Raw genomic sequence first — 13,748 nt, forward strand, 5'->3', positions numbered from 1 at the left:
CTTGGATTCTGGCCTTATTTCATACCTTTCATATTCCCCATCATCTGCATCATCTTCTTACCGCCGCCGCCTTGCATCATCTTCATCATCTTGCTCATTTGATCAAACTGCTTTAAAAGCTGATTTACTTCTTGTACTTCTCTACCGCTTCCTTTAGCTATTCGCTTTTTACGGCTCACGTTCAATTTAGAAGGATTAGAACGTTCATCCGGTGTCATGCTGTGAATAATAGCTTCGATATGCTTAAAGGCATCATCATCAATATCCAAACCTTTAAGCGCTTTTCCGGCACCTGGTATCATCCCCATTAAATCTTTGATGTTACCCATCTTTTTGATTTGCTGAATCTGGGAAAGGAAATCGTCAAAACCGAATTTGTTCTTGGCAATTTTCTTTTGAATCTTGCGAGCTTCTTCTTCATCAAACTGCTCTTGAGCCCGTTCTACCAAAGAAATAACATCGCCCATACCCAAAATACGTTCGGCCATACGTGAAGGGTGGAAAACATCTATAGCTTCCATCTTCTCACCTGTACCTATGAATTTAATAGGCTTATCTACTACGGATTTAATTGAAATGGCAGCTCCACCACGGGTATCACCATCTAATTTGGTAAGTACAACCCCGTCAAAATTTAAAATATCATTAAAGGCTTTTGCGGTATTAACGGCATCCTGACCTGTCATTGAATCCACTACAAAAAGTGTTTCCTGAGGTTGGATAGCTTTATGAATTTCAGAGATTTCATTCATCATCTGTTCGTCTACCGCCAAACGACCCGCCGTATCTATAATTACCACGTTATATCCTTCTGATTTTGCTTTGGCAATACCAGCCTGAGCTATCTTTACAGGATTCTTCTCATCGCGATCAGAGTACACCTCAACACCAATCTGATCCCCTACAACATGTAACTGATCAATAGCCGCCGGACGGTATACATCACAAGCTACCAATAAAGGTTTTTTTGTTTTTTTGGTCTTAAGGAAGTTAGCGAGTTTACCGGAAAACGTAGTTTTACCCGAACCTTGAAGACCTGACATTAAAATTATGGAAGGCGTACCGGAAAGATTAATCCCTTCGGTTTCCCCTCCCATAAGCTCCGTAAGCTCATCCTTAACAATCTTCACCATCAACTGGCCCGGTTGCAATGTGGTCAATACATCTTGACCCAAAGCTTTTTCCTTAACCCTGTTGGTAAATTCTTTTGCTATTTTGAAGTTAACATCTGCATCCAACAAAGCCCTACGGACTTCTTTGGTAGTCTCTGCAACATTAATTTCCGTTATCTGCCCTTGGCCCCTAAGGGTGTGTAGGGCTTTATCTAGCTTTTCACTTAAATTGTCAAACATCGTCTTACTTGCTTTTGAAGAAAAGCAAATTTAATAATAACTACGTTAAAGAAAGGGGCGTAAAGAAAAAAATATGATATCACAAAAAAAGCACCCATCTCTCGGTGGGTGCTCTCAAATGAATTGTGGGGCAAAATAGGTATCAGGTTACTCTAAACTCTAATTATCAAAAGCTAGTTGCAAACCTTCGTTAGAACAACAATTTCATCTTTTCTCTTTATTATCATGTACTCCTCGCCACATTCAAGCACTTGCCAATCGCCGGCATAATTATCCAACACCTGAGCAAATCCGCTAAATGTCAATACATTTTCTTCAACCATCCATGAACCTTCATCCACTACTTTTCCATTGGTATCATAAACAAGCATTCGTTGCTCAGCAAAATCAATGGTCAAATCTTCAAAGAACTCTCCCTTTTCATCTGCCATTTTCCAAGTACAAACGCTTAATCTACTTTGAATAATTTCTGCAGTGCATACATCCGGTTGGAAATCACAATTCTTTCCCAACACTATAAAATCGTCCTCAACGAACATTTTTATCTTACCTTCTTTTATTTCATAGACCTTCCATGTGTTATTAAAGACTGTATTTTCTTCAAAATCCAGCTTTACAACAACTCTATAATCTACAACCGAGGTACTCCACTCCCCTTCTATATTATAACCGTTTTTACCATAGGAAATGACTTTTCCATCATCTTCAAAAGCAAAAGCGTAAGTATCATACTGTTCAGATTCATCTTCGCTATTTCTCTGTACTTGAACAAAATTCCAAGGACATTCTACCAAAACACTATCTAATTGTTCCTTTGTAAAGTCGTCATCATTATAGTCATTATCATCATCCTCATCACATGCCTCCTTTGCCTGTTTAAGCACGGTTGCAAGTTCAGGATTGGTATTTGCAACCACCTCTGTACTATCTGTATATTTTAAAGTAAGGGGGAAATCAAAACTAATAAGATCAGCATCTTCCAGACCGGCAAAGAACCTTCTTGTTTCTTCATCGTGCGCTACAGTTACAGATGCCGTTTGTTGAAAATTAGGATTATACGTAAAAATTGTTACTGGATACACTAAATCAATACATTCTATATCTACATCCAAACCGCCTTCAACACACTGCGAAGCTATTTTCTGTAAATCGTCTTTACTGTTCACAGCTACCTCCGTGTAATCTGCCATGGTAATCGTAATAGGAAACACAATGTTCATTACGCTAGTAGAACCTTCAAGAGAATCCAGAACCTCTTCTAAAACCTGAAGACCTGCCATAGTTTCTACGGTAAGATTCACATCATTTACGACCACCGAGTACGGAAACTGAATATCAAAACAGCTAGCTCCGTCAACTATATTATCATAAGAACCATCATTGGAAACAGTTTCTTTCAGCAATTGTAGTGCCGTAGAATCAAAAGATAGTGTTTGCTCCTCATCTATTGTTTCCACAAAGGGTTCTTCATCTTGACAAGACGTTAAAGCCATTATCAGGGCCAGTAGGAAAGCCACTAATGAAAATTTAAAACACTTCTTCATATTGATCGGGAATTTAGGGGAACTTTAATTCTGAAACAACCCATAATTAAAATACCCTACTTGCACAGTTCGGATTTTTTCAAATACCTTTGGAAAAAATCACCCTAATTGGAAACCAAAAATACAGGCAATGTTTGCGAAGAGCAAGTCTTTGATACAATTTTCAAAGCTAATTCCAAAACGGTTTTCAACTATATTTATTATAAATTTGGCAATGAGGAGAAAGCACATGACGCTGTTCAAGAGGCTTTTGTAAAACTTTGGGAGAATTGTGCCAAGGTTTCTCCAGAGAAAGCCAAGTCATTTGTTTACACCGTAGCCAATAACCTATACCTAAATGTGATAAAAGCGGAAAAGGTACGTTTGAAGTATGCGGACAAAACGCTTAAGGTCACCCATGAGTCACCAGAGTTTCTACTGGAAGAAGAGGAGTTCAAGCAAAAATTGAACCGTGCTCTGGACAGTTTACCAGAAAACCAACGTACTACTTTTCTACTAAACCGTATAGATGGAAAGAAATATGCCGAAATAGCGGAAATGGAAGGTGTAAGTGTAAAGGCCATTGAAAAAAGGATGCATTTAGCATTAAAGTCGCTTAGGGAAAAGATTGAAGGGATATAAATTTCTTAGTAGTTATGAAATAGTTTTTGCAGGACAGCTATCATAACTTAAAATAAAAAGTAGGGTATTTACGTAACGAATTGTTACTAAGGTATAAAGCTAGAATTGATGCAAGAAAATCACTTAGCCAAATGGTTGAACAATGACCTCACGGAGGCAGAGCTCGCAGCGTTTAAAAAATCTGATGAGTATGCTTCCTATGAACGCATTGCAGCCGCTTCCGGTCAGTTAAAAGCACCTGACTTTAATGCGGACGAAGCCCTGATGGCCATAAAGAACCAGCGTACCTTACAGGATACGAAGGTTGTACAATTGCACCCTTTCAAGAAATTCTTGCGTATTGCAGCGGTAGCTGCGGTTATTATATTCGGTTCTTATTTTTATCTGAATACTTTAAATGAAAATATTGTTACTCAATATGCCGAAACTAAAGAAGTTATTCTTCCGGACAAGTCAAAAGTACAGTTGAATGCTGATTCTGAACTTTCATTCAGCGAGAGAAAATGGAACAAAGAGCGTAATGTTGAACTTAAGGGCGAGGCATTTTTTAAGGTAGCCAAAGGCAAACGTTTTACGGTTGCGACAGAGGCTGGTACAGTTGCCGTTTTAGGAACTCAGTTTAATGTAGAAAATAGAGAAGGATTTTTTGAAGTTACCTGTTTTGAAGGTTTGGTAATTGTTTCATTTGAAGGAAAAGAGACCAAACTACCTGCAGGCACTTCTTTTATGGTTATAGACGGTACTATTATAGAGTCTCCAAAATCAAAATTATTGCAACCCTCATGGTTGAACAATGAAAGCACCTTCAAGAGTGTGCCTTTAAAATATGTTCTTGACGAATTTCAAAGACAGCATAACATTACCGTGGAAACACAAGGCGTTGACTTGGAGCAATTGTTTACCGGAACTTTTAGTAATACGGATAGGGAAATTGCTTTAAAGAGCATAAGTGCACCCTCACAAATAAAGTTTAAATTTGAGGGCAGCAAAGTGCTCTTCTATGTCGATAAGAATCCGTAAACTTCTTCTTTTTATTGTAGGTATTACGTGTTTCCTAATCTCACACGTCACCATAGCTCAAAGTGGTGAAAAGATTGGTCTGTCCACTTTTATACAACAGTTAGAGCAGGAATTCAATATTAAATTCTCCTATGCCGATAGTGAAATTTACGACCTTGAAATCCATATTCCCAAAGAGAATTTATTAGCGGATATACTTGATGATATTGAAAATCAAACACAAGTTGAGATAGAAAAACTTAACGAACGTTATTACACGCTTACCAAAAGCAACTTCGTATCTATCTGCGCTACAGTTCTGGATAACTTTAAGATGAACACACTTTACGGTGCTACGGTAAAGGTATTAGGAACCAATATATCTACAATACTTGATGACAGCGGTACGTTTACATTGTACAATATTCCCAGGAACGCATCACTTCAAATTAAACACCTTGGTTACAAAACCTTATTTGTAAACGCTGATGACTTAATAAAACGAGAGCCATGCAGCACACTCCTTTTGGCTCAATTTTATCAGCAACTAGAAGAGGTGGTAGTTTATGAATTCCTTACCAAAGGCCTTGTAAAACAACTAGACGGCAGTCTTCAAATGAACAGTGAAGAATTTGGTATTCTACCGGGATTAATAGAACCGGATGTTCTCCAGACCGTTCAGGCATTGCCCGGAATAGAAAGTACGGACGAAACGGTATCCAATATCAATATCCGTGGTGGCAGCAATGATCAGAACCTAGTCTTGTGGGACGGTATTAAAATGTATCAATCCGGTCACTTTTTTGGATTGATTTCTGCCTTCAACCCTTATTTAACCGATAAAGTAACGCTCATAAAAAATGGAACTGCAAGCGAATATGGAGACGGGGTAAGTGGCATTATAGATATGCGCACCAAAGATGCCATTGGAGATACTTTTTTTGGAGGTGGAGGCTTCAACCTAATTGGTGGTGATATCTACGGACACCTTCCGGTAAATGAAAAACTAGCGGTACAGTTTTCCGCCAGGCGCTCTCTTACGGACTTAATAGATACACCAACCTACGATAAATTTTTTACCCGTGTTTTTGACGATAGCCAAGTTGCGCAAGAAGGTAATTTCTATTTCTATGATTTTACAGGGAAGCTACTATACGACATAAACGAAAAACAGAAGCTTCGTTTTAGCTTTATCAACATCAATAATCTATTGGATTATTCCGAGCGCAATATGGATGATGATAATGAAATTAAAAGTGCTTTAAACCAAAAGAACCTTTCCTTTGGCGCAAGTTTAAAGAGTGATTGGACTGAAAAATTCAACACTTTTTTGAACGTGTACCACACCCGCTATAAACTTGACGCCCGTAATATTTCCAGTAATGCAGAGCAGATTTTATTCCAGAACAACGAGGTCCAAGAAACAGCTTTGAAACTTAACACCAATTATATACCCAATGATAATTTTAACTGGTTAAACGGTTATCAGTTTACGGATACGGGTATAGCTAATGAAACATCGGTAACTCAGCCTCCTTTTGACAGTAATGCAAGAAATGTTATTAAAAGTCATGCTCTTTTTTCTGAGCTCACCTATACCTCAACAGACAACAAAGTATTTGCCAGAGGTGGTTTACGCATGAATTACCTTGAAAATCCAGACACCTTTAAAGAGTATATCCTGGAACCAAGATTAAGTTTTAATTATGCCTTTACCAGAAATTTAAATGTTCAGGCATTAGGAGAATTCAAAAGTCAGGCCACCAATCAGATTATTGATCTAGAGCAAAATTTTTTAGGTATAGAAAAGAGAAGATGGATTGTTTCTGACGGAGACAAATTACCAATTACCAAAAGTAAACAAGGATCTGTAGGCATCAACTATGACCATCAAAATTTCTACGTTGGCATAGAGGCTTTTTATAAAGAAGTAGATGGTATCAGTACTTCTACTCAAGGCTTTCAGAACCAAAACCAGTTTGATGGAGAAATAGGAAAATATGATGTAAAAGGTATTGAGTTCCTTATCAATAAAAAAACAGATGACTATAGTGTTTGGGCCAGTTATACCTATAATTTCAACAATTACAATTTCTCAGAGGTAGTTCCTCCAGATTTCCCAAATAATCTAGACATTAGGCATACGGCATCATTTGCAGGCACCTACACCTTTGAAAACTTTAAATTTGGTATTGGGTTTAATTATCGTACTGGCAAACCCTATACAGAACCCGATACGGAAGAACCCATCAATTCTACTTTCTTCCCCAACAGAATTAATTACCAAGAACCTAATAGTAGTAGGCTTCCCGAATATTTACGTGCTGATGTTTCCGCTATTTATAATTTTAATATAACAGAAAAGCTAAAGGCCTCTGCAGGTGTTTCAGTTTTAAACTTTACAGGAAGAAAAAATATACTTAACAGTTATTATCGATTTAATAACGAAAATGATATAGAAAAAGTAGAAACTTTTTCTTTAGGACTCACTCCCAATGTGAATTTTAGGGTTAGATTTTAAAGCGGATATCAGAAGGCATCCCCAAAAAATATAATTAATTTTATCGAATTGATTATTCTTTTTCAAACTTCTAATCCCTCCTAACTATGCTCACAATAGAAGATATTCAAAAAGCTCAAAAACGTATTGATGGCTATGTACTAGAAACTCCTGTTCTTACGTCATCACTTTTAAATAACTGGTTAGGCCATGACATTTATTTTAAGGCAGAATGTCTCCAAAAAATAGGAGCTTTTAAAGCAAGAGGGGCTTGTAATACCATAGCTTGGCTTATTGAAAAAAATCAAAAACCGAAACACATAATTGCTAATAGTTCCGGAAACCATTCACAAGCCGTTGCGTGGGCAGCTAAACAATTCAATATTCCGGCAACTATCTATATGCCCGGGTATTCATCTAAAATAAAAATCCAGGCCACCCGATCATATGGGGCACATGTTGAACTTTGTGAAGACCGCAACATTGCGGACGAACGTGTTGTTGCAGCTTCTAAAAAAGATGGCACGTATTGGATTCCTCCTTTTAATCATCATCAAGTTATAGCCGGGCAAGGAACTGCAATCTGCGAGGCCTTGGAGCAAGTTACCCATGTAGACGCCGTTTTTGCGCCGTGTGGTGGTGGCGGACTTCTATCAGGCACAGTCATTGCTACCAATGCCCTATCACCTAAAACCAAAGTATTTGGCGTTGAACCTTTAAATGCCAACGATGCCGCAGAATCATTACGGAAGAAAAAAATCCAAAGATTGACCGCTACACCAGATACCCTAGCCGATGGAGCCATGACCATGGCTGTTGGCGATATAACTTTTGAATATTTAAAAAGACTAGATGCCATGTACGAGATTGAGGAATCAAAATTAATATATTGGACACAATGGCTTACGCACCTACTAAAATTACATGTTGAGCCTACCAGCGCAATGGCCATGGAAGGTGTGGTACAATTGCTAAAAAATAGTACCACCAAAAAGCGGGTTATAGTGATGTTATCAGGAGGAAATATCGACCATACGAATCAATTAAAAATATGGAACACAAATTATCTAGATTCAAGACCTAGCTTAAAACTCTAGACTTAAGTTACTATTGCTAGATTTTCCTAATGATCTTTGGGTAACACTTGAAAATCGAAACCTAACATTTTTTGAATTATTTCGTATAGCTCGGGGAAATCTGATTTGAAGATATGAGGTGTTTCCGCATAATTTTCTACGGCTACCGAAAAAAACTCTTGTAGGTTGGTCATTCCATATTCCCTAAAATATTTAGAATCAGCCAGCTTTTGAGCGTATCCCTCTCTAAGAAAAAGCTCTTTTATTTTTTTGAGTCCCACTTTAAACTTACGTGCTTCCCATGAACTTTTGCGAATCATTTCAAAACTAAGGGCATGTGCAAATTCGTGTAGTGCCAGATTTACATTATCATCGGAAATTCTGAATCCTTCCCAAATGGTATCCGCAGAAAAAATAACCATTTTAAAATGCGGATTGTACTCTCCTAAGTGATGCCTCCGGTTAAGACGTGAATAATATTTAGATGGATAGACAACGATTCGCAATAACGAACGTGTCATTTTATATTTTCTGAGGCCCAAAGTCATTAGTATACAGGAAGCGCTTAAAAGTAATCTTAGCTCTTCTTTCTTTTCTACCTTACCATAGAATAGAAATTTCTTTCTGCTTCTAAACCAAACTATGCGCTTATCACATTTTGCTTTTAACAGTGGGGTTAGTTGGGCATAAACAGGAAAATTATCTACAAGTAATTTTTCATCTTGCTTGGACAACTCCCTTAATCTTACAAAGGGATTTAAAGAGTACAGACTCAGCGTATAATACAAAAGATAACATACTTGTACACCAAGAAATACCAGCGCCAAAATTTTGATGTTATACTCTGTAAACATACTGTTTACAACTCAATAAATGGATTTAAATTGTACGAAGATTACCTCCTCACATACGCTCAGGAACGTCTATTCCCAAAAGTTTAAATGCAGATGCTACTACCTCACTCACTTTCTGCGAAAGTTGGACACGCAGTAGTCTTTTTTGCTCATCGGTTTCACCCAAAATAGATACTTGCTGGTAAAATGAGTTAAACTCCTTTACCAAATCATATGTATAATTGGCAATCAAAGCCGGACTATAGTTTTCCGCAGCCAACTGAATTACTTCAGGATATAATTGTAGCTGTTTGATGAGCTCTTTTTCTTTGGCATGTAAACCATCAACAGCTTCAATTGTAACATCGGCGTTTGTATCAAAATCCGCCTTTCTTAAAATAGACTGGATACGTGCATAGGTGTATTGAATAAACGGACCTGTATTCCCCTGAAAGTCTACGGATTCCTCAGGATCAAAAAGAATCCTCTTTTTAGGATCTACCTTTAAGATGTAATATTTTAAAGCACCAAGGCCAATCAACTTATAAAGGGAATTTTTATCATCAGCAGAGTACCCTTCCAATTTGCCCAGTTCTTCGGATATTTGAGCAGCAGTGCTCGTCATATCGTTCATTAAATCATCAGCGTCAACAACGGTACCTTCCCTACTCTTCATCTTACCGCTTGGTAAATCTACCATACCGTAGCTCAAATGATGTAGGTTTTCAGACCAAGAAAATCCTAATTTTTTCAATATTAAGAACAACACTTTAAAGTGATAATCTTGCTCATTACCAACCGTATATACCATACCACCAACATCTGGATAATCTTTTACCCTTTGTATGGCCGTACCAATATCTTGAGTCATATAGACCGCCGTACCATCTGACCGGAGTACTATTTTTTCATCAAGCCCATCATCGGTAAGGTCTATCCAAACGCTACCATCTTCCTTTTTAAAGAAAATTCCTTTTTCCAGTCCGCCGGCTACTACATCTTTACCTAATAAATAGGTATTACTTTCATAGTACAAGGTATTAAAATCTACTCCTAGGTTTTTATAGGTAACATCAAAGCCCTTGTAGACCCAGCCGTTCATTTCTTTCCAAAGTGAAACGACTTCCTCATCACCAGCCTCCCATTTTTGAAGCATTTCTTGGGCTTCCAATAGAATAGGCGCCTCTTTTTCCGCTACTTTTTTATCGGTTCCCGCAGCAATCATTTCAGCTATTTCGGTCTTATAAGCTTTATCAAAAGCAACATAGTAGTTACCAACTAATTTGTCACCTTTTAAGCCTGTACTTTCTGGAGTCTCTCCGTTACCAAAACGTTGCCATGCTAGCATACTTTTACATATATGAATACCACGGTCGTTTATAATTTGGGTCTTATATACTTTCTTTCCAGAGGCTTTTAAAATTTCGGCAACGGAATACCCTAAGAGGTTATTTCTAATATGTCCTAAATGCAAAGGTTTATTCGTATTTGGCGAAGAATATTCTACCATTATAGCATCGGTTTCCTTTTGAGGAACAAAACCATAGTTATGATTATCTTTTATCCCATTAAAGAAATTAAGATAAAAAGCATCGCCCACCACTAGGTTCAAAAACCCTTTAATTACATTAAAACCAGACACCTCAACTACTTCTTTTTCTAGATAAGCACCAATTTGCTCACCTATTTGAACAGGGTTGCCCTTTACAAAACGAAGCATAGGAAATACCACAATAGTTACATCACCTTCAAAGTCTTTTCGGGTAGGTTGAAATTCCACCGATGGAAGTTCTATTTGAAAAATAGCTGCTACCGCCTCTTTAACCTTGGTTTCTAAAATTGCTTGAATACTCATATAATCTATCGTTTCAGGCTGCAAAACTAATCATTTTTTACGCTTTTACCCTAAGACGGGCGGTAATGGCTTCTCTTTTCTTTAACTTTATGAAAATGTTGCCCTATAGTGGGCCATTTTGATTTTAAAAGAGACTCAACATGCTTTTAAACGTATCATATACAGATAAACAGGTTACTAGAAAAATAGATGAAGCCGTAGGCAAGCCTTTTAAGCTCAAGGAACGTTGGGATATGGGCGGCATTGGTTCTCCAAGACTATTCATAACCGAAACTAGCCTAGAGATCAGAAATTTGTTGATTCTAGATAACAATCGCGATCAATGTAATATAGAGTTACGCCCAAAAGGAATTATTGTTCGATTTAGATCTTTGCTGGAAACTTTTGCTTTAGTAATTCCGTTTTACAAACTGACTCTATATAAAGGTGATATTGGTATTTATTCTATATACAGAGACCATTATTTTATTAAGGTAAAGGCCGATACAAAAGCTATTCAAAAATTTTTTATTAAGATTCAAAATTACAAAGCCGATAATTCTCCCACCTCAATTGAAGATTTATAACATGTAAAAGCCTATGAAAATACTTTTAACAGGTGCCAATGGCTATATAGGCATGCGATTATTACCCCAACTATTAAAAATGGGCCATGAAGTGGTGTGTACCGTTCGTGATGAAGCTCGGTTTTCCATCGAAAAAGAAATGCGTGAGCAGATTGAGGTTCTGGAAATCGATTTTTTAAAGGAGGTAGAGCCTTTTAAAATTCCAAAAGATATTGATGCCGCTTATTTCCTGATTCATTCCATGAGTTCATCTACCCAAGATTTTGATGAACTAGAGGCTACCACAGCTAAAAATTTCAACACCTATGTAAGCGAAACCCAAGTAAAACAAGTTATTTATTTGAGTGGAATCGTAAACGAAGAAAACCTATCTAAACATTTGTGGTCGCGAAAGAATGTAGAACGAATACTTTATGAGGGTTCTTTTGAACTTACCGTTCTACGAGCAGGCATTATTGTAGGTTCTGGCAGTTCATCATTTGAAATCATACGCGACCTCTGCGAAAAACTACCGTTTATGATTACGCCTAAATGGGTATTGACCAAAACCCAACCAATTGCCATACGAGATATTTTGGCTTTTTTAACGGGTGTTTTGGGTAATGAAAAAACATATAACGATTCTTTTGACATTGCAGGCCCCAATGTTCTTACCTATAAGCAAATGCTAGAACAGTATGCGGAAGTCCGTGGTTTTAAAAACTATATCTTAACGGTTCCTGTAATGACTCCCAAATTATCAAGTTACTGGCTTTATTTTGTAACCTCCACCTCATATAAATTAGCATTGAACTTGGTAGACAGTATGAAAATAGAGGTTATCGCCAAAGACCAGAGGTTACAAAAAATACTCAATATAGAACCTCACACCTATAAAGAAGCAATAGATTTAGCTTTTAAAAAGATAGAACAAAACCTGGTCGTTAGCAGCTGGAAAGACAGTATGGTAAGTGGACGGTTTAAAAAGAACTTGGAAAAGTATATACAAGTTCCTAAATACGGAGTTTTAAAGGATGAGAAAAAAGTAAAGGTAGACAACCCTGAACAGGTTTTAAGGAATATTTGGAAAATTGGAGGAGAGACGGGTTGGTACTACGGCAATTGGCTTTGGAAAATTCGCGGAATTATAGACAAATTTTCTGGTGGTGTAGGCCTTAGACGCGGACGTACGCATCCGGATAAAATTTATGCTGGGGATTCACTAGATTTTTGGCGCGTGCTTCTTGCGGATAAAAAAGCAAAACGATTACTGCTTTTTGCTGAGATGAAACTACCGGGAGAAGCTTGGCTAGAATTTAAAATTGACGAGAACAATGTACTTCACCAAACTGCCACGTTTCGCCCTCGCGGATTGAAAGGACGGTTGTATTGGTATAGTATCGTACCTTTTCATTACTTTATCTTTGGCGGCATGATTCGTAATATTGCGAAAGCGAAATGATTAAAAAACAGATATTCCACAGAAAGAGACTTGTGTTGTTTCTATTTTGCTTTTTGGCAATGATAACAGTATATGCCCAGAATGAAAAACTCAGTATACTAAAAATACCTAAAACCCCTCCTTCTGGCTACGAATCAATCTTAACGACAAAGCTTAACAAACCCTTAAGACCCGGAGCTGCTTATGAAATTGGATTTTGGATTTTTGGAAAACAACTTCCAGACCAAAGTTACTCCTATCCAATTACCGTATTCCCCTCTAGCAACGATATAGTAAGCAATGGTATTTCGGACATTGTAGAATCTGTTCAATCCTCTCCTAAATTAGAAGTCAACCCTCCGCCAAGCTTTTCTACTCGCGGTCATTTTACATTTATAATTCGGCCTGACAGAATTTATGACCATCTAACCATAGCATTAGACAACACAGATAACAAGCCATCTTCTATCAATTTTGAAAAAGATATTACGGTAATAGGTGTGTTTGCAAAACCTCTCCCCAATAGAGCAAAAGAAAAAACCTTACCGTCAAAAACAACTAGGGTGATCAAACCCATTATACCAAAAAAGATTGCCGAACGCACGTTGATAAATAGCAACAAGAGCTATTCTGTATCAGAGAGCGACGTTCAGCTAGGACTTTACGACCACCGCAGAATGGACAATGATATAGTTACGGTCTATTTAAATGGTGAAGTTGCCATAGAACATGTGCAATTGAAACGCGAAAAGCAATTTTTTAACCTTGCGCTGCAACCTGGTGAAAACATAATAACACTACATGCCGAAAATCTAGGTGAAGTTGCACCGAACACATCAGCCATTATCATTAAGACAAAAACAAATGAATTTATGGCCATATTAGAATCGGACCTAGGTCAGAGTTCTTATTTTAAACTTATGTGTGAGAACTAATAGATAGGCTAAAAACTACATACGACTTACCGAAAAAAACCGAGCTT

General features: G+C 37.5%; 11 protein-coding genes. 7 read left to right on the top strand and 4 right to left on the bottom strand.

Going from position 1 to position 13,748, the window contains the following annotated elements:
- Positions 1-14: 14 nt before the first annotated feature.
- Both ffh and KO521_RS12265 read right to left on the bottom strand, forming a co-directional pair.
- A complete protein-coding gene (ffh, locus tag KO521_RS12260) occupies positions 15-1,352 on the bottom strand; it encodes a signal recognition particle protein (protein ID WP_215940203.1) in 1,338 nt (445 codons plus the stop codon).
- 173 nt (positions 1,353-1,525) lie between these two features.
- Complete coding sequence (locus KO521_RS12265; protein WP_215940204.1) at positions 1,526-2,896, bottom strand: hypothetical protein; 1,371 nt, start codon at positions 2,894-2,896, stop codon at positions 1,526-1,528.
- A 108-nt stretch (positions 2,897-3,004) separates the two neighbouring features.
- Between KO521_RS12265 and KO521_RS12270 the strand changes: the two genes are divergently transcribed.
- From KO521_RS12270 to KO521_RS12285, 4 genes are all read left to right on the top strand, one after another.
- Positions 3,005-3,517, top strand: coding sequence for an RNA polymerase sigma factor (locus KO521_RS12270; protein ID WP_215940205.1), 513 nt, complete (start codon positions 3,005-3,007; stop codon positions 3,515-3,517).
- Positions 3,518-3,625: 108 nt separating this feature from the next.
- Complete coding sequence (locus tag KO521_RS12275; RefSeq protein WP_215940206.1) at positions 3,626-4,537, top strand: FecR family protein; 912 nt, start codon at positions 3,626-3,628, stop codon at positions 4,535-4,537.
- Complete coding sequence (locus KO521_RS12280) at positions 4,518-7,037, top strand: TonB-dependent receptor (protein WP_215940207.1); 2,520 nt, start codon at positions 4,518-4,520, stop codon at positions 7,035-7,037. Before KO521_RS12275 ends, KO521_RS12280 begins: the two co-directional genes overlap by 20 nt.
- Before the next feature lie 86 nt (positions 7,038-7,123).
- Positions 7,124-8,113, top strand: a complete 990-nt coding sequence (locus KO521_RS12285) for a serine/threonine dehydratase (protein WP_252730059.1) — start codon at positions 7,124-7,126, stop codon at positions 8,111-8,113.
- Positions 8,114-8,139: 26 nt separating this feature from the next.
- Here KO521_RS12285 and KO521_RS12290 read toward each other — a convergent pair whose 3' ends face one another.
- Complete coding sequence (locus KO521_RS12290) at positions 8,140-8,826, bottom strand: zinc-dependent peptidase (protein ID WP_215940208.1); 687 nt, start codon at positions 8,824-8,826, stop codon at positions 8,140-8,142.
- 169 nt (positions 8,827-8,995) lie between these two features.
- The gene (argS, locus tag KO521_RS12295) at positions 8,996-10,780 is read right to left on the bottom strand and encodes an arginine--tRNA ligase (RefSeq protein WP_215940209.1); all 1,785 of its coding nucleotides are present in this window, start codon (positions 10,778-10,780) and stop codon (positions 8,996-8,998) included.
- Positions 10,781-10,920: 140 nt separating this feature from the next.
- On the opposite strand from argS, the gene KO521_RS12300 reads away from it, so the two are divergent.
- From KO521_RS12300 to KO521_RS12310, 3 genes are read left to right on the top strand one after another with little or no spacing between them, the layout of a single operon-like run.
- The gene (locus KO521_RS12300; protein ID WP_215940210.1) at positions 10,921-11,346 is read left to right on the top strand and encodes a hypothetical protein; all 426 of its coding nucleotides are present in this window, start codon (positions 10,921-10,923) and stop codon (positions 11,344-11,346) included.
- Between the two features lie 13 nt (positions 11,347-11,359).
- Complete coding sequence (locus KO521_RS12305) at positions 11,360-12,787, top strand: SDR family oxidoreductase (RefSeq protein WP_215940211.1); 1,428 nt, start codon at positions 11,360-11,362, stop codon at positions 12,785-12,787.
- Positions 12,788-12,846: 59 nt separating this feature from the next.
- Entirely contained in the window at positions 12,847-13,701 is an 855-nt protein-coding gene (locus KO521_RS12310; RefSeq protein ID WP_215940212.1) for a hypothetical protein, read from the top strand.
- The last annotated feature ends 47 nt before the right edge of the window (positions 13,702-13,748 follow it).

The sequence above is a fragment of the Zobellia uliginosa genome, from assembly GCF_018860745.1.
Taxonomy (GTDB): domain Bacteria; phylum Bacteroidota; class Bacteroidia; order Flavobacteriales; family Flavobacteriaceae; genus Zobellia; species Zobellia uliginosa_B.

Bases quoted from the DNA above. Each gene is read 5' to 3' on its own strand.
- ffh (WP_215940203.1), bottom strand. From the start codon at position 1,352: ATGTTTGACAATTTAAGTGAAAAGCTAGATAAAGCCCTACACACCCTT.
- KO521_RS12265 (WP_215940204.1), bottom strand. From the start codon at position 2,896: ATGAAGAAGTGTTTTAAATTTTCATTAGTGGCTTTCCTACTGGCCCTG.
- KO521_RS12275 (WP_215940206.1), top strand. From the start codon at position 3,626: ATGCAAGAAAATCACTTAGCCAAATGGTTGAACAATGACCTCACGGAG.
- KO521_RS12280 (WP_215940207.1), top strand. From the start codon at position 4,518: ATGTCGATAAGAATCCGTAAACTTCTTCTTTTTATTGTAGGTATTACG.
- KO521_RS12285 (WP_252730059.1), top strand. From the start codon at position 7,124: ATGCTCACAATAGAAGATATTCAAAAAGCTCAAAAACGTATTGATGGC.
- argS (WP_215940209.1), bottom strand. From the start codon at position 10,780: ATGAGTATTCAAGCAATTTTAGAAACCAAGGTTAAAGAGGCGGTAGCA.
- KO521_RS12300 (WP_215940210.1), top strand. From the start codon at position 10,921: ATGCTTTTAAACGTATCATATACAGATAAACAGGTTACTAGAAAAATA.
- KO521_RS12305 (WP_215940211.1), top strand. From the start codon at position 11,360: ATGAAAATACTTTTAACAGGTGCCAATGGCTATATAGGCATGCGATTA.
- KO521_RS12310 (WP_215940212.1), top strand. From the start codon at position 12,847: ATGATAACAGTATATGCCCAGAATGAAAAACTCAGTATACTAAAAATA.